This is a genomic window from Arthrobacter sp. Y3223065 (assembly GCF_059090885.1).
Genome location: NZ_JBNHGC010000001.1, coordinates 335048 through 349352, shown reverse-complemented (window position 1 = coordinate 349352; position 14305 = coordinate 335048). Strand labels below are relative to the sequence as shown.

At 68.9% G+C, this 14305-nt stretch carries 14 protein-coding genes; 4 read left to right on the top strand and 10 right to left on the bottom strand.

Going from position 1 to position 14305, the window contains the following annotated elements; genetic code table 11:
* Window positions 1–170 precede the first annotated feature (170 nt).
* Window positions 171–1565, top strand: a complete 1395-nt coding sequence (locus tag AC5RUK_RS01570) for a glucose-6-phosphate dehydrogenase (protein WP_494151526.1) — start codon at window positions 171–173, stop codon at window positions 1563–1565.
* 23 nt (window positions 1566–1588) lie between these two features.
* Here AC5RUK_RS01570 and AC5RUK_RS01565 read toward each other — a convergent pair whose 3' ends face one another.
* The 4 genes from AC5RUK_RS01565 to AC5RUK_RS01550 form a co-directional block, all read right to left on the bottom strand.
* The gene (locus AC5RUK_RS01565) at window positions 1589–3289 is read right to left on the bottom strand and encodes an HNH endonuclease signature motif containing protein (protein ID WP_494151202.1); all 1701 of its coding nucleotides are present in this window, start codon (window positions 3287–3289) and stop codon (window positions 1589–1591) included.
* Between the two features lie 152 nt (window positions 3290–3441).
* Entirely contained in the window at window positions 3442–3873 is a 432-nt protein-coding gene (locus tag AC5RUK_RS01560; protein ID WP_494151201.1) for a DUF4383 domain-containing protein, read from the bottom strand.
* A 260-nt stretch (window positions 3874–4133) separates the two neighbouring features.
* Window positions 4134–4472, bottom strand: coding sequence for a P-II family nitrogen regulator (locus AC5RUK_RS01555; RefSeq protein ID WP_493986944.1), 339 nt, complete (start codon window positions 4470–4472; stop codon window positions 4134–4136).
* A complete protein-coding gene (locus AC5RUK_RS01550) occupies window positions 4469–5773 on the bottom strand; it encodes an ammonium transporter (RefSeq protein WP_494151200.1) in 1305 nt (434 codons plus the stop codon). The genes AC5RUK_RS01555 and AC5RUK_RS01550 overlap by 4 nt, the downstream gene beginning before the upstream one ends.
* Window positions 5774–6171: 398 nt before the next feature.
* Between AC5RUK_RS01550 and AC5RUK_RS01545 the strand changes: the two genes are divergently transcribed.
* A complete protein-coding gene (locus AC5RUK_RS01545) occupies window positions 6172–7437 on the top strand; it encodes an MFS transporter (protein WP_493986942.1) in 1266 nt (421 codons plus the stop codon).
* A 79-nt stretch (window positions 7438–7516) separates the two neighbouring features.
* Here AC5RUK_RS01545 and ftsY read toward each other — a convergent pair whose 3' ends face one another.
* Complete coding sequence (ftsY, locus tag AC5RUK_RS01540) at window positions 7517–8602, bottom strand: signal recognition particle-docking protein FtsY (protein WP_494151525.1); 1086 nt, start codon at window positions 8600–8602, stop codon at window positions 7517–7519.
* Between the two features lie 330 nt (window positions 8603–8932).
* On the opposite strand from ftsY, the gene AC5RUK_RS01535 reads away from it, so the two are divergent.
* Both AC5RUK_RS01535 and AC5RUK_RS01530 read left to right on the top strand, forming a co-directional pair.
* The gene (locus AC5RUK_RS01535) at window positions 8933–9667 is read left to right on the top strand and encodes a glutamine amidotransferase (RefSeq protein WP_494108491.1); all 735 of its coding nucleotides are present in this window, start codon (window positions 8933–8935) and stop codon (window positions 9665–9667) included.
* A 30-nt stretch (window positions 9668–9697) separates the two neighbouring features.
* Complete coding sequence (locus AC5RUK_RS01530) at window positions 9698–10165, top strand: GatB/YqeY domain-containing protein (protein ID WP_493986939.1); 468 nt, start codon at window positions 9698–9700, stop codon at window positions 10163–10165.
* A gap of 22 nt (window positions 10166–10187) precedes the next feature.
* On the opposite strand, the gene AC5RUK_RS01525 is transcribed toward AC5RUK_RS01530, so the two are convergent.
* From AC5RUK_RS01525 to AC5RUK_RS01505, 5 genes are all read right to left on the bottom strand, one after another.
* Window positions 10188–10694 carry a flavin reductase family protein gene (locus tag AC5RUK_RS01525; RefSeq protein WP_494151199.1) on the bottom strand — a complete coding sequence of 169 codons (507 nt, stop codon included), beginning with the start codon at window positions 10692–10694 and terminating at the stop codon, window positions 10188–10190.
* A 168-nt stretch (window positions 10695–10862) separates the two neighbouring features.
* On the bottom strand, window positions 10863–11645 hold the full coding sequence (surE, locus tag AC5RUK_RS01520) for a 5'/3'-nucleotidase SurE (protein ID WP_494151198.1): 783 nt from the start codon (window positions 11643–11645) through the stop codon (window positions 10863–10865).
* A complete protein-coding gene (locus AC5RUK_RS01515) occupies window positions 11642–12625 on the bottom strand; it encodes a 1-phosphofructokinase family hexose kinase (protein ID WP_494151197.1) in 984 nt (327 codons plus the stop codon). The genes surE and AC5RUK_RS01515 overlap by 4 nt, the downstream gene beginning before the upstream one ends.
* 198 nt (window positions 12626–12823) lie before the next feature.
* Window positions 12824–13525: an esterase/lipase family protein gene (locus AC5RUK_RS01510; RefSeq protein ID WP_494108496.1), complete on the bottom strand. Its 702-nt coding sequence runs from the start codon at window positions 13523–13525 to the stop codon at window positions 12824–12826.
* Window positions 13522–14298: an alpha/beta fold hydrolase gene (locus AC5RUK_RS01505; RefSeq protein ID WP_494108497.1), complete on the bottom strand. Its 777-nt coding sequence runs from the start codon at window positions 14296–14298 to the stop codon at window positions 13522–13524. The genes AC5RUK_RS01510 and AC5RUK_RS01505 overlap by 4 nt, the downstream gene beginning before the upstream one ends.
* Window positions 14299–14305 lie beyond the last annotated feature (7 nt).

Genomic DNA, 14305 nt, shown 5'->3' with positions numbered 1-14305 from the left:
CCGGGGTAAGGAGTACGCAGGGCGGCCGGGCGCTCATGCTGCCGACGGACCGTTCCCCCTAACTGTAGTGCCGTGGCAAGGTGGGAAACGTGAGCGTTGAACAGACCCAGACACAGGAACAGACCCAAACCGAGGCCGTGTCCTCCCCCGCTGCCGACGGACCGCTGCAGATCCGCACGTTGCTGATTCTGGGAGCTTCCGGCGACCTGACCGGCCGGCTGCTGCTGCCCGGGCTGGGCAAATTGATCGCGCAAGGCAGGACCAGCGGACTGAAAGTGGTGGGCGCTGGCTCGGACGACTGGGACGAGGGCAGGTGGCAGGAACGCGTCCGAGGCGCCTTCGAAGCCTGCGCAGGTGCCGCGAACGACGACGGACGGCGGCAACTGATCGACGTCCAGGAGAACACCCGGTACCACTCGGTGGACGTGACGGCGGAAGGCGCACTGGCGGAATTGCTGGCCGCACTGGATGGTCCGGTTGCCGTGTTCTTTGCCCTGCCGCCCGCGGTCAGCCAGAAAGCCTGCGAGATACTCCGGCCCGAGGACGTGCCGGAGGGAACCCGGTTGGTGTTGGAAAAGCCGTTCGGCTCCAGCCGTGGATCGGCCGCATCGCTGAACAAGACGCTGTTGAAGCTGGTGCCGGAGGACCATATCCACCGGGTGGACCACTTCCTGGGCAAGGCGACGGTCTTCAACATCCTCGGCCTGCGCTTTGCCAACCGCCTGCTGGAGCCGCTGCTCAGCAATGAACATGTGGCCAAAGTCGAAATCTTTTACGATGAGTCGCTGGCTTTGGAGGGCCGCGCACGCTACTACGACGGCGCCGGCGCGCTGCGTGACATGATCCAGAGCCACCTGCTGCAGGTGATGGCGCTGACCGCCCTGAACGCCCCGGCCACCATCAAGGAACGGGACCTGCGCGACCATATCGGCAGCGTCCTCCGTGCCAGTAGCGTCAACCCGGATTTCGCCAGGAGCACGCGGCGTGCCCGCTACACGGCCGGGCGGATCGGCGACCGCGACATTCCGGACTACGCCGCCGAACAGGGCGTGGACCCGGCCAAGAAGACGGAGACCCTGGCCGAGGTTGAAGTTTCGATCAACAACTCCCGGTGGTCCGGCGTGCCGTTCATCCTGCGCTCGGGAAAGGCTTTGGGCAAACCGCAGAAGGAAGTGATCATCACCTTCAAGCCGGTCAACCACCTGCCAACGGGCTTCAAGGGCATCGACGCCCCGACGCGGCTGCGGATTGGCCTCGGACCGGAAACCCTTCAACTGGAGATCGACGTGAACGGCCCCGGCGACATCTTCACGCTGGACCGGGCGGTCATGAGCGCCGACCTGCACTCGGCCGACCTGCTGCCCTACGGCGAAGTGTTGGAAGGCGTGCTGCGCGGCGACCCGCTCCTGTCCGTCCGCGGAGATATCGCTGAGGACTGCTGGCGGATAGTCGAGCCCGTGCTGAAGGCCTGGGAGAAGGACGAAGTTCCGCTGGAAGAATACGAAGCGGGCAGCAACGGGCCCGCCGGCTGGGAAACTTCCCGGAGCGACAGGCCGCTCCCCTGACGGAGATCTAGAACGGTGAATATCTAGAACGGTGGCGGGGTACCGTCCCGTGGGCCGTCCGCGTCCGCGGCTCCGTGGCCACCAGTCTCGTCTCGGGGACTGTTTGCCCGGTCGTCCGGGCTTCCAGTGGCATCTCCCTCGCCGCCGGTGTCGCTATGGGAACTGTTGGCTCCGTCGTCCGGGCTTTCCGTGGCATTTCCTTTGCTGGGGGTCGAGGGGAGCGTGAGTGTCCAGCCGTCGTCGGGGGTGGTGGTGTGGGTGTGGCCGGAGCGGGTGGTGAAGTGGAGGGCGCCGTCGGGGTCCTGGGTGACGGTGGTGCCGGCATGGTGTTTGGTTTTGTGGTCGGGTTTGCATCTGGCGCTGAGGTTTTCGAGGACGGTTTTGCCGCCGTCTTCCCAGGCGATCGTGTGGTCGATGTCGCAGTGGTCGGCGGGGACGGTGCAGCCGTAGTCGCGGCAGTGGCGGTCGCGCAGCCGGACGAGGCGTTTGAGCCATTCGGGCGGGTGGCGCAGGTCTTTGGCGGCGGCGATGGCTTGGCCGTGGTCGTCGGTGAGCACGGGCAGCCAGGATTTGGCCAGGGCTGCGAGATCGCGGGTCATACCCGGCGGGACGGGCCCGTAGCCGGTGAGGTCGCCAGGTTCTTCGGTAAGCCGCAGCAAGGTGGCAAGGGGCGCAGTCACGGCGACAGACGCGGTCACGTTCCCGCCCCCGCAGGTGCAGGGTCCCTGTTTTGCCGTTCCGGTGGCTGCTGCTGCGGCTCCCGTCCCGGACCCGGCCGCCGTTCCGGAGTCGGTCGCCAATCCCGGGCCGGTTGCCGCCTGGTTGGTGGCCGTTTCGCGGGCGGCAGTTCCGGTGGTTGTGGCGGGTTGGTAGGCGCGGTCGGGGTAGCGGAGAAGCATGTCGGTGAACACATCGGCGCGGAGTTGGCCCAGGGTGCGGGTTTCGTCGGCGGTCTGCAGTTTGCGGGCGTAGGCCTGTATCAGGTTGTAGGCGAGCAGGGCTTTGTCCGCGCTGGTGCGGATGTAGAGCTCGGCCATCCCGTCGTCCTGGGGCTGGTACTGGACTGTGCGGCGTTCCATCGCTGCTTTGTGCCGGGTTTCGAGGGGTTCGGGGTGCAGCCGGTCGCGGGCGGTGCGGGCCCGGGCCTGGACGGATTCCAGGGTGATGGTCCCGGCGCCGGGAACAACCTTGGCTTCGTACCCTGCCAAGACCTCGGACGGCAGGCCGGCGCCTTTGCGGGCGATGGCGGTGGCGCGGTCCAGGTCGAGGTCGCCGTGGTCGAGGGCGGCGAGGGTGGCGGGCAGGCAGGTGGCGATCTGGTGGGCGTCGGCCAGTTCCGCTGCCGCGCGCTGGCGGGGCACGGCCAGGATGGGCGCGAGCTCGTGGGCGGCGTGCCGGCAGATCCCGTCCGGTGCCCCGGCGTCGGCGCCGGTGGCCGGGCGGAGCACCGCCATACGGTGCACGGCCCGCAGCCGGCGGGACTGGGTCCAGGCCTCGTGTTTGCGCACCGCCTGGAGGTAGTCGAGGGTCGACCAGTCGTCCAAGGTAGCCGGGTCGGTGCCCGCGAGCAGGCCGGCCAGTTCCGCCGGCCCCAGTTCCTGCCAATCCTCCGCCCAAACCTGCCGGTCCGGTACCGAAACCGCAGCGGCACCGTCGTCGGGCACGGCAGGGGTGCCGGAGAATTCCTCCGGATCCTGTGCCTCGTCCAACGGTTCGGCTGCCATACTTCAACGCTACGCAGCACGAGCCTCGACTAGAACGAAAGTTCGATGTATGGGGATGACCGCCGGCCGTCGTGGGCTTGTGGAGGACGAGTCGTAGGGCAGGCTGTACCAGCCGGGCCGTTAGGAACCTCGCCATGACATTGGCGGGCTTCCTACCCGGACCTCGGCCTTCCAATCACCACCGGGCCTCTGAGCAGACCGAGGAAGAACAGCACTGCGCCGAGCACTAAATGGAACCAGTTGTCACTAGCCCCCGCCGGAACCCACGTCTCCGATTCGTAGCGGGCGTTGATCAGGCCGTACAGGGCGGCCAACAGGTTAAACAGCCCCAGTGCCATGAAGGTGACTTTGGCAGCACCGGCCCGCTTTGCCGCGACCAGGAGCAAGGCCGCGAAAAGCAGCAGCAACACGTTGTGTAAAACCGAGATGGCCAACAGCCCGAAGAGCTGGGCGTCCGGCCCGTTTCCTGTGATACCGAGCTGGTCATAGTCAGCTGTTATGCCGGGGATGAAGCCAAGGACTGCCAGGACGGCTAGAACGATGGCTGAGATCCGTGCGGCTTTCTGGACTGGTGTGGACTGCATAGGTTCCCTCCCACATGGTGCCTGCCGTGGCGCCATCCTAGTGGCGCAGCCGAACTCCGACTAGGCCGCCCCTGCCGCCCCGGTGCCGCCCTGTGCAGTCCCGACGCCGTTCCCCCGGTGCCGAGGGGCGCCGCTGAGGACGGAGGCGAGCGGAGGACAGAACCGAGCGCCGCCGTCGTTATCAGCAGGACAACGGAACCCTTACGGCACCGCCAGGAGATGACGGTGCCGGAAGGGTTCATCATGGTGGGTTCGAAGTCTCAGATGGCTGCCTCGCCGCGTTCGCCGGTGCGGACGCGGACCGCTTCCTGCACATCCACCAGCCAGACCTTGCCGTCGCCCGCGCGGCCGGTGTTGGCCGTGGCCACGAGGACGTCGACGATGTCTTCGGCCAGGTCGTCCGCCACGAGGACCTCGACGCGGACCTTGGGCAGCAGGTCCACGGTGTATTCGGCGCCGCGGTAGACCTCGGTGTGACCGCGTTGGCGCCCGTACCCGCTGGCCTGGCTGACGGTCAGCCCTTGGACTCCGTAGCTTTCCAAGCTGTTGCGGACTGCGTCCAGCTTTTCCGGCCGGATGATGGCGGTGACGAGTTTCATGCGCTGACCTCTTCCTTGATCGTGCTGCGGGCGCTGGGGTCGGTTGCCGGGTGCGGGATGAAGGTTCCGCCGGTGCCCAGGCCGCCAAATTCGTAGGCGGATTCGGCGTGCTGGGCGAGGTCCACGCCGGCGACCTCATCCTCTTCGGTCACCCGGAAGCCAAGGGTTTTGTGGATCGCCAAGCCGATGATCACTGTCATCACGCCACAGAACAGCATGGAGACCGCCGCCGCCACGGACTGCGCCCCCAGTTGGGCGGCACCGCCGCCGTAGAAGAGGCCGCCGCCTGCACCCTCGACCGGCAGGGCGATGAAGCCCAGGGCCAGCGTTCCGACCAGCCCGGCGACCAGGTGGACGCCCACCACATCCAGCGAGTCGTCGTAGCCCAGCCTGTACTTCAGCCCGACCGCCAGCGCGGCCAGCACTCCGGCCACCAGGCCCAGGCCCACCGCCCCCACGGGGGAAACATTGGCGCAGGCCGGCGTGATCGCCACCAGCCCCGCGACAACGCCCGAAGCCGCCCCGAGGGAGGTGGGACGGCCGTCGCGGAGGCGCTCGGTCACCAGCCAGCCCGCGATGGCCGCCGCCGGGGCGACCATGGTGTTGACCCAGATCAGGCCGGCTTCCTCCGCCGTGCCCGCCGCTCCCCCGTTGAACCCGAACCAGCCGAACCACAGCAGGGCGGCACCGATCATCACCAGCGGAATGTTGTGCGGGCGCTGTGCCGGGTCCTTGCCGAAGCCCTTGCGCTTGCCCAGGATCAGGGCCAGGACCAGGCCGGCGACACCGGCGTTGATATGCACCACCGTGCCGCCGGCGAAATCGATCGCCTCGCCCGCCCAGGCACCGATGACCCCCTCGGCGCCAAGCAATCCGCCGCCCCAGACCATGAAGGCCAGCGGGCAGTAAACCAAAGTGACCCAGACCGGTACGAAGACCGCCCAGGCACTGAACTTGGCGCGATCGGCGATGGCACCGGAGATCAGCGCCACCGTGATGATGGCGAACGTGGCACCATAGCCGGCACTGATCAGGTCCCCGGTGTTGAGCAACCCCTCCAAGCCGAACGCGGCGAACGGATTGCCGAAGAGTTGCGCCACACCCTCGCCGCCGCTCATCGAGTAACCCCACAGCACCCAGACCACCGCCACCAGCGCGACGGCGGAAAAGCTCATCATCATCATGTTCAGGGCCGATTTGGCCCGCGTCATTCCGCCGTAGAAAAATGCCAGTCCCGGCGTCATGAGCAGCACCATGGCCGCCGAAATCATCACCCAGACGTGGCCCGCTGACAGATCCATTTTCACGTCCCCTCGTTCGTTGGCGGGCAACTTCCCGCCGATGAACCAAGACTGTCGACGGCGTGTTTCGGCCAACCGGATGCTTCATTGCGGCCGCGTTACAAGAAACCCGCGCAAGTAAAACCCGTGCAACCGACGTGTTTCGGCATTGTTTCGGGCGGCACAGAGGACGACGTCGGCGGCCCGAGTCCGGCACAGAGGACGACGGCGGCGGCAGAGTCCCGCACCGAGTCCGGCACAGAGGACGACGGCGGCGCGCGGCCCGGGGCCGGCACCGAGTCCGGCAGAGGACGACGGCGGCACAGAGCGCGTCACCGAGCCCGGCACAGAGGACGACGACGGCGCGCGGCCCGGGGCCGGCACCGAGCCGGCGCGCGGGTCGGGCTACGCTGGTTGACATGCCAGTTTTCCGCCGCACGGCGCGTCAGTTCAGCCTGTCCGGCCACCAGCGTCCGGGCAAGCCGGCGCCTACTCCGATTCCTCGCGACATCAAGGTGCTGGTTGCCGCCGCCTTCGTCATCGCCCTGGGCTACGGACTGGTGGCTCCGGTCCTGCCGCAGTTTGCCGCAAGTTTCGACGTCGGCGTCGCGGCTGCCAGCATCATCGTCAGCGTGTTTGCCCTCGCCCGGCTGGTCTTCGCGCCCGCGGGCGGCGCCCTGGTGGGCCGCTGGGGTGAACGGAGGGTGTACCTGACCGGCCTGCTGATCGTCGCGGCTTCGACCGGCGCCTGCGCGCTGGCACAGGACTACTGGCAGTTGCTGATTTTCCGCGGCTTGGGCGGCCTCGGCTCCACCATGTTTACGGTCTCGGCCATGGCGCTGATCCTGCGGCTGGCCCCGCCGGACGGCCGCGGCCGGGTTTCCAGCCTCTACGCCGGCACGTTCCTGATGGGCGGCATCCTCGGCCCGGTGGCCGGCGGCCTGCTGGCCGGGTTCGGCCTGCGCATGCCGTTCGTGGTCTATGCCATCGCCCTGCTCGTGGCGGCAGCCGTCGTCGCCGTCATGCTCAAGAAACCCGCTGCCCGGACCGGCAACGACGCCCCGGCTCCCGAAACGATGGATCTGCGCGAGGCGCTCTCGGACCCGGGGTACCGCGCCGCCGTCGTGTCCGCTTTCGCCAATGGCTGGGCCACGTTCGGGGTCCGGATGGCGCTGATTCCGCTCTTTGCCGCGGCCGTGCTGGGTGCGGGCCCGGAGACTGCCGGGCTGGCCTTGGCCGTCTTCGCCGTCGGCAACGCGCTGGCGCTGACCTTCTCCGGCCGTCTCTCGGACACCGCCGGCCGCCGTCCCCTGGTGATTGCCGGGCTGACCATTGCCGGGCTGGCGATCGCAGCCATCGGGTTCACCGAGTCCGTCCCGGTGTTCGTGGCAGCCTCGGTCATCGCGGGTTTCGGATCCGGGCTGCTCGGGCCGGCGCAGCAGGCTGCCATTGCTGACATCATCGGCAACGACCGCAGCGGCGGGAAGGTGCTGGCCGTCTTCCAGATGGGCACCGACGCCGGTGCGATCATCGGCCCGGTCCTGGCCGGAGCGCTGGCCGACCGGCTCAATTATGCGTGGGCCTTCGGTGCCACCGGCGCGATCATGCTGGGCGCCGCCCTCCTCTGGCTGCTCTTCGGCCGCGAGACGCTGGTGAAGCCCCTCGAGGAGCCGGCCAGGGGCTGACTTCGGACAGCGGGTGATGCGTTCCCGGCAGTTCCCGCGGCTGCCGCGGGAACCGCCAAGCGGATTGGCCCGGCTGACGCTAGTTCAGCAGCGCGTCCACGAAGTCCTCGGTCTCGAACGGCGCCAGGTCGTCGGCGCCTTCGCCCAGGCCCACCAGTTTCACCGGTACGCCGAGGCTGCGCTGGATGGCGACGACGATGCCGCCCTTGGCGGTGCCGTCCAGCTTGGTCAGCACGATGCCGGTGATGTTGACGACGTCGGCGAACACCTTGGCCTGGTTCAGGCCGTTCTGGCCGGTGGTCGCGTCGAGCACCAGCAGCACCTCGTCCACGGTGGCCTGCTTCTCGATCACTCGCTTGACCTTGCCGAGTTCGTCCATCAGGCCCACCTTGTTCTGCAGGCGCCCGGCGGTATCGACCATGACCACATCGACTTCCTGCTCGATGCCGGCCTTCACCGCCTCGAAGGCGACGGACGCAGGGTCCGCGCCATCGACGTCGGACTTCACGGTGGGCACGCCCACACGCGACCCCCAGGTGGCCAGCTGCTCGGCCGCGGCCGCACGGAACGTATCCGCGGCGCCGAGGATCACGTCCTTGTCCTCGGCCACCAGCACGCGGGCCAGCTTGCCCACCGTGGTGGTCTTGCCCACGCCGTTGACGCCTACCACCATCATCACCGCGGGGCGGTCGGCATGGCGCATCACGGCCAGCGAGCGGTCCATGGACGGGTCCACCAGCTTGATCAGTTCCTCGCGCAACATGGCCTTGACCTGCTCGGGGCTGCGGCTGCCCTCCACCTTCACCCGGTCCTTGAGCGCGTCCACGAGTTCCATCGTGGGCTCGGTGCCCAGGTCGGCCAGCAGGAGGGTCTCTTCGATTTCGTCCCAGACGTCGTCGTCGATCTTGTCGCTGGCGAGCAGCGCCAGGAGCCCCTTGCCCAGCGCGTTGTTGGACTTGACCAGCCGGGCGCGCAGCCGGGACAGCCGGCCCTGTACCGGTGCCGGCGTCTCGACCGGGATGGTCTCCAGCGCGGCGGCGTCCTCCGGGATTTCGACGTCGGCCGGCGGCAGTTCCTCCTCGGTCGGTGCGCCGAGGGGCGGCGCCGGGGCCGTCGGTCCGCGGGGCGCTTCCAGGGTGCCGGTCCCGCCACCGGTAGGCGGCATGGCCGGGTCATTGGCGTCCCGGGTGGTGGTGTACGTGCCGGGCGGGGTCCTGCGTCCCCGCAGCAGCAGCGTTGCCACCAATCCGATGACGGCAATGGCGATGACTACGTAAATGATGATCATGGTTGCGTCCACGGTTCCTAGCCTAGCTGCTGGGCGTCCCGCGTCACGGGTCGGACGGCGACGGCGGCGACGTTAGCTGGAACGCGGTGGCCGAGGCGGACGGGAACGGCGACTGCGGGCGCAGCAACGGCAACAGCGGCGGCCGAGCCGGGCGACGGCGGCCAGCGCACGTTCCACGGCCTGCCGCAGCGACTGTACGATCGACGCATGAAGCCGTTCCTGCTGCTGGCCACACGCGCCGAAGACACCGCAGCCGATGAAGAGTATGCGGCCTTCGCCCGTTTCGGCGGCCTGGAACCGGGCCAGTTGCAGCGCGTGCGGCTGGAGGCCGGCCCGATGCCGGCCATCGATCTGGACGATTACAGCGGGATCATCCTCGGCGGCAGCCCGTACACCTCCAGCGACGACGACGCGTTCAAGTCCGCCGCCCAGCTGCGCGTCGAAGCCGAGTTGGAGCAGCTGCTGGACACCGTCATCGCACACGATTTCCCGTTCCTGGGCGCCTGCTACGGCGTCGGCACGCTGGGCCGGTACGGCGGCGGCGTGGTGGACCGGCAATACGGCGAGCCGATCGGTGAAGCGCAGATCGTGCTGACCGACGCCGGCGGCGCCGATCCCCTGCTCGCCGGCCTGCCCCGGGAGTTCGGTGCCTTCGTCGGGCACAAGGAGGCCTGCTCGGTGCTGCCCGCGGGCGCGGTCCGCCTGGCCGGGTCCGCGCACTGCCCCAACCAGATGTTCCGGCTGCGGGAGAACCTCTACGCCACGCAGTTCCATGCCGAACTGGATGTTGACGGCCTGCTGACCCGGATCTGGATCTACCGCGATGCCGGCTATTTCCCGCCGGACCAGGCCGATGCCGTCATGGAACGGGTGCGCGGGCGCACGGTGACGATCCCGCAGCGGATACTCCGCAACTTCGTCACCCGCTACGCCACCGACTGACACAGCACACCACCGAAACGAGGAACCCGCATGAGTTTGAAAGAGCAGCTGCAGGCCGACGTCGTCGCCCACATGAAGGCGGGCAACAAGACGGCCCTGACCACCGTCCGCAACGTACTGGGCGAAATCGCGACCAAGGAAAAGTCCGGCAAGACGCCGGTGGAGCTGGACGACGCCCAGACCACCGCGCTGCTGCAGAAGGAAGCGGCCAAGCGCCGCGACACTGCGCGCATCTACACGGAAGCCGGGGAGCCGGAGCGGGCCGCCGCGGAAACCGCGGAAGCCGAGGTCATCGAGGCGTACCTGCCCAAACCGCTCACCGAGGCCGAGGTGGCGGAGATCGTCGATGAAACCATCGCCGGGCTCAAAGCCGAAGGCGTGGAGCTGTCCATGCGGCAGATGGGAGCGGTGATGAAGCCGGTCACCGAGAAGGTCGCCGGCCGCTTCGACGGCAAGGCCGTCAGCGAGATGGTCCGCGGGCGCCTGGCCCGGCAGTAACCGAGGAGGTCACCGACGGAATCTAGGCCGGATGGCCGGCGTCGAGGTCCTGGACGTCGCTGAAGGCCAGGAGTTCGGCGGCATCCTCCCCGTAGGTCTCGAGCGGGGACAGCAGGAACCCGGTGTGATCGCCGAGATCGACCTTTTTCACGACGCGTCCGACCAGCACGCGCGCGGCGTCCGCCAGCAGCGGAACATCCCCCGGCCCGGGCACCCAGTCGCAGTGCGAGAACTTGTCCACGTCGTCGCCGGTCGTGCTGCCGAACAGTTCCGCGAGCGCCCGCTGGCCGCGCTCCAGCACGTGGACCGCCAGGACGCCGGCCCCCAACGCCACGGGATGGGTGCGGTTCTGCTGCGAGATGCACACCAGGAACAGGGCGGGCTTCAGGCTGCATTGCGTGGCGAAGCCGATCAGGCAGCCGGACCGCTCGCCCCCGGCCCCGGCGGCCGTGACGATGTACATCGGATAGTCGAAGCCATGCACGAAGCCGCTCATGAGCTCCTCGGACGTTGCCTGTTTCTGCGCCATTCCCACATCATGCCGTACTTCACGCCGATGCTGCGCCGGCCGCCCCGGCGACGGCGAAGGTCCCGGGAACCCCTTAGGCCGCGGTCGGCGCTCGGAGGGCCGGCGCCGCATCAAAAGGGGAGGCCAGGGTCCGCGGGACCCTGGCCTCCCTTCAAGGGGCTTTCCCGATTACCACTGCAACCTGGCCATGGTGGCCGAAAGCTCCGGCAGCTCGCTCTCGGTGACCGGCTGGATTCCGGTGACCGTGGCGAAACCGGCGGCCAGCAGCGCGAAGTCGCTCTCCGGCGGGGCTTCCTCCTGGCTGTCCGCGATCGCCAGCCGCAGGTCCTCGTCTCCGCGCTCGGCCAACGTGGTCTGCACGATGCCGAATTCCGCCAGTGTCGCGGACCGGTATTCGGGCAGCCGGGCGCCGTCCACATTGGGCACATTGAGGTTCAGCACGGTGCCGGCCTGCTGGTCCATCAGGTACGGCAACAGCCCGGTGGCCAGCCGGGCCGCGGTGTCCCAGTTCAGCTGCGCCGGCTCCAGCCCGGTGTCCAGGGACACCGCCATCCCGCGTCCGCCGTTCACGCCGGCGGTCAGCGCCGCGCCGACCGTGCCGGAGTGCAGGATCACCCGGCCCACATTCGCGCCGCGGTTCACGCCGGAGAGCACCAGGTCCGGGGCATCCCCGAAGGCACCGTGCGGCGCAATCATGGCAATGAAACCCGGGGTGCCGTGCACGGCAAACGCCGGCACGGACTCGAGGCCCGCCAGCGTGCGCCGCTCGATCCGGATGCGGCCATCGTCCTCCCGGGCCGTGATGGACGCGCTGCTGCCGCTTGCCTCGGCAACCGGGGCCGCGATCGTCACGTTCAGCCCGGCCTCCAGGACCCCCGCAGCCAGGGCGTGCAGGCCCGGGGAGTCGATGCCGTCGTCGTTGGTGATCAGGACCATCTTCGGCTTGCTCATTGTTCTTGAACCTTCCGCGCCAGCTCGTCCGGGCTGATTTTCCGGCCTGTTGCCTTCCCGCCGCCGTCGTAGGGCGAGACCGTCACCAGCTTGGTCAGGTTCCGGATGGCGCCCGCTTCCCCGGTGCCCAGGCCGTGGCGGGTCACGTTCAGCGCGCCGGCAGCCGTGCCCAGCACCACCGCCTCGTGGATGGTGCCGCCGTCGGCCAGGGTCGCCGCCACCCCGGCGGTCAGCGAATCCCCCGCCCCGTGGGTGTCCACGCTCTGCATCTCGGGGACCCGGATCTCGCTGAGGGCGCCTTCATGCAGCATCAGGGACGGCAGGTGCGCGCGGGTGACAATCACCGTGCCGGCCCCTTCAGCGTGCAGGCCGCGCATTGCCTCGATGATCGCCTCGGGTTCGTCCGAGGCGGCCCGCCCGCTCTCGGTCAGTTCGTCGTCGGCGATCTTGGCCACGGTTACGCCGCCGGCGAGCGCGGCGGTGAGCCGGTCGCCGGTGAGGTCGGTGATCACCCGGCAGCCGGCGGTGCGCAGGTCGGCGGCAAGCCGGCGGTAGACGTCGTGCGGCACGGCGTCTTCGCGGACCGCGCCGCTGAGGATCGCCGTGCCCGCCTCGATCCCGGCCTGCAGGGTCAGGCCGTAGAGTTCGTCGAGCTCATGGCGGGTCAGTTTTTCCCCGGGGCTCTCGGCGATGACCTCCCGGTCGCCGCCCCGCCGGTCATGGACGTACGCCGCGCTGCTGCCCTCGCCCTTTACCGGGAGGACCTTGACGCCCTCGTCGGCGATCAGATGCCGGATCACGCCGCCGGCTTCGCCCGAGAACGCGGCGCACATCGTGACGGATGCGCCGAGGGCGGTCAGCATCCGCGCCTGCCAGACGCCTTGGCCGCCGGCGTGCAGGTGGATATCGGCGGTGCCCTCGACGTCCTCCACGGTCACCGTGAGAACGGGCGAGGGAGCAAAAATTACTACGGAGCCCATCGCGAACCTCCATCGGACCGGTGTCCGGCCATGCCTGCCTCCTTGTGTTGCCCCGGGCCGCCGTCACGGCTGCGCGGCTGCCCGGTTTCCTCTGAAGTGGTCCTCGGTTTCGACACTAACGCCCCGTTGCTGGCCGGACAATGGCCCCCTCCGGCGCGCAAGTGCTCACCGCCCGGTGGGAAACGGGGACCGGGCCGGTCATTCCGGCGTCGCGCCGTCCAGCACCCGGTCGATGATTTCCCGGACGCGGTCCTCGGCGATGATCTTGAAGTGCCCGCTGGTCTCGAGCCGGATGTTGATGGCGCCGTCGAGCCGGCAGCCGCCGGGAATGTGCGGGTCGAACGCGCTGTAGACGGACACGATCCGGTGGTTGACCTCCAGGTTGGCCAGCAGCCGGCGCAGGACGCGGTTGTTCGGCGCAAACGCCCGGACCATCGGCGTCACCGCGAAGGACGCGTAGCGGGAACCGGAAAAAGGCGTTCCGATCGCCACCATGCGCTTCACCCGCGCCCCGGACTCCGCACCCGTCATCACGTATTTGCCGATCAGCCCGCCCTTGCTGTGCGCGATGATGGTCACGTTGTCCAGGTCCTGCCCGCGCAGGTAGTCGGCCACAAGCCCGGCCATCCGCTCGACGCTGCCCACGTTGTAGCCCAGCGGTTCGATCACGTGCACCGGATGCCCGCGGCCGTGGACGTGCTCGATCAGCGGGCGCATGAACTTCCAGGACTCGTAGATACCCGGAAGCACGACGACGGGGTCCGCCCGGCGGGTTCCGGCCTCCCGATACCGGGCCGGGCCGGTCCGGTCGAAGAGACCGCGGACCTGCTGGTAGCCGATGTAGGCGTAGTCCAGCAGCCAGGCCCGGCCCAGCCGCAGTCCCGGGGGCAGGTGGTTCACGACCGGTCTACGAGGGCAGCATCGTCGAATCCGGCCGTGGCCAGGCACAGCCGGGCCACCGGGCCGGGTGAACGGAACATCATCACGTGTGCCTCGCCCGGGATGCTGTCCACCGTCGCGTCCGGGCAGGCATCGGCCAGTTCGCGGCACCAGTACAGCGGCACGATCGGGTCCCGGTCGCCGCGGACGATGCGCACCGGCACCTGCACGCCGGCGATCCGGTGCTCCAGCTTTTGGTCGAGCATGGCCGGCAGTGTCTTCAGGTACCAGCGCAGCCCACAGCGCACATAGTCGGTGACCTCGATCATGTCCACGGTCAGCGGTTCCCGGAACCCGTCCTGGAACAGCCGGAGGCCGTGTTGCCAGGCCGTGCGCTCGCGGCGGTTCGCCGTGGGCGCCAGCAGCACCAGTGCGGTGGCGGTATCCGGGTGATGCAGCGCCATTTCCACGACGACCTGGCAGCCCATGGAGTGGCCCACCAGCACCGCGGGGCCGATGCCCAGCCGGCCCATGGCCCCGTCGACCAGCCCGGCGAAGTCCACCAGCCCGAGTGCGCGTTCCGGTTTGGCGGTTCCGCCGTGGCCCGGCAGATCGACCAGGTGTACCGTGCCGTGCCGGGCCAGTTCGGCCGCGAGCGGTTCAAAGTAGCGTCCGGAGACGCCGATGCCGTGTACCAGCACGAAGTCCGTGGGCCCCGAGCCGACGGTCCGGATGCGGACCTCGCATCCGTCGATGGTCAGCATCTGGGCTGTCTCGCCCGGTATTCCCGCCAATTCGCCT

What these genes read in the sequence shown, in the direction of transcription:
- AC5RUK_RS01565 (WP_494151202.1), bottom strand. Translation starts at nt 3,289, where the DNA reads ATGGCAGCCGAACCGTTGGACGAGGCACAGGATCCGGAGGAATTCTCC.
- AC5RUK_RS01560 (WP_494151201.1), bottom strand. Translation starts at nt 3,873, where the DNA reads ATGCAGTCCACACCAGTCCAGAAAGCCGCACGGATCTCAGCCATCGTT.
- AC5RUK_RS01555 (WP_493986944.1), bottom strand. Translation starts at nt 4,472, where the DNA reads ATGAAACTCGTCACCGCCATCATCCGGCCGGAAAAGCTGGACGCAGTC.
- AC5RUK_RS01550 (WP_494151200.1), bottom strand. Translation starts at nt 5,773, where the DNA reads ATGGATCTGTCAGCGGGCCACGTCTGGGTGATGATTTCGGCGGCCATG.
- AC5RUK_RS01545 (WP_493986942.1), top strand. Translation starts at nt 6,172, where the DNA reads ATGCCAGTTTTCCGCCGCACGGCGCGTCAGTTCAGCCTGTCCGGCCAC.
- ftsY (WP_494151525.1), bottom strand. Translation starts at nt 8,602, where the DNA reads ATGCCGCCTACCGGTGGCGGGACCGGCACCCTGGAAGCGCCCCGCGGA.
- AC5RUK_RS01535 (WP_494108491.1), top strand. Translation starts at nt 8,933, where the DNA reads ATGAAGCCGTTCCTGCTGCTGGCCACACGCGCCGAAGACACCGCAGCC.
- AC5RUK_RS01530 (WP_493986939.1), top strand. Translation starts at nt 9,698, where the DNA reads ATGAGTTTGAAAGAGCAGCTGCAGGCCGACGTCGTCGCCCACATGAAG.
- AC5RUK_RS01525 (WP_494151199.1), bottom strand. Translation starts at nt 10,694, where the DNA reads ATGGCGCAGAAACAGGCAACGTCCGAGGAGCTCATGAGCGGCTTCGTG.
- surE (WP_494151198.1), bottom strand. Translation starts at nt 11,645, where the DNA reads ATGAGCAAGCCGAAGATGGTCCTGATCACCAACGACGACGGCATCGAC.
- AC5RUK_RS01515 (WP_494151197.1), bottom strand. Translation starts at nt 12,625, where the DNA reads ATGGGCTCCGTAGTAATTTTTGCTCCCTCGCCCGTTCTCACGGTGACC.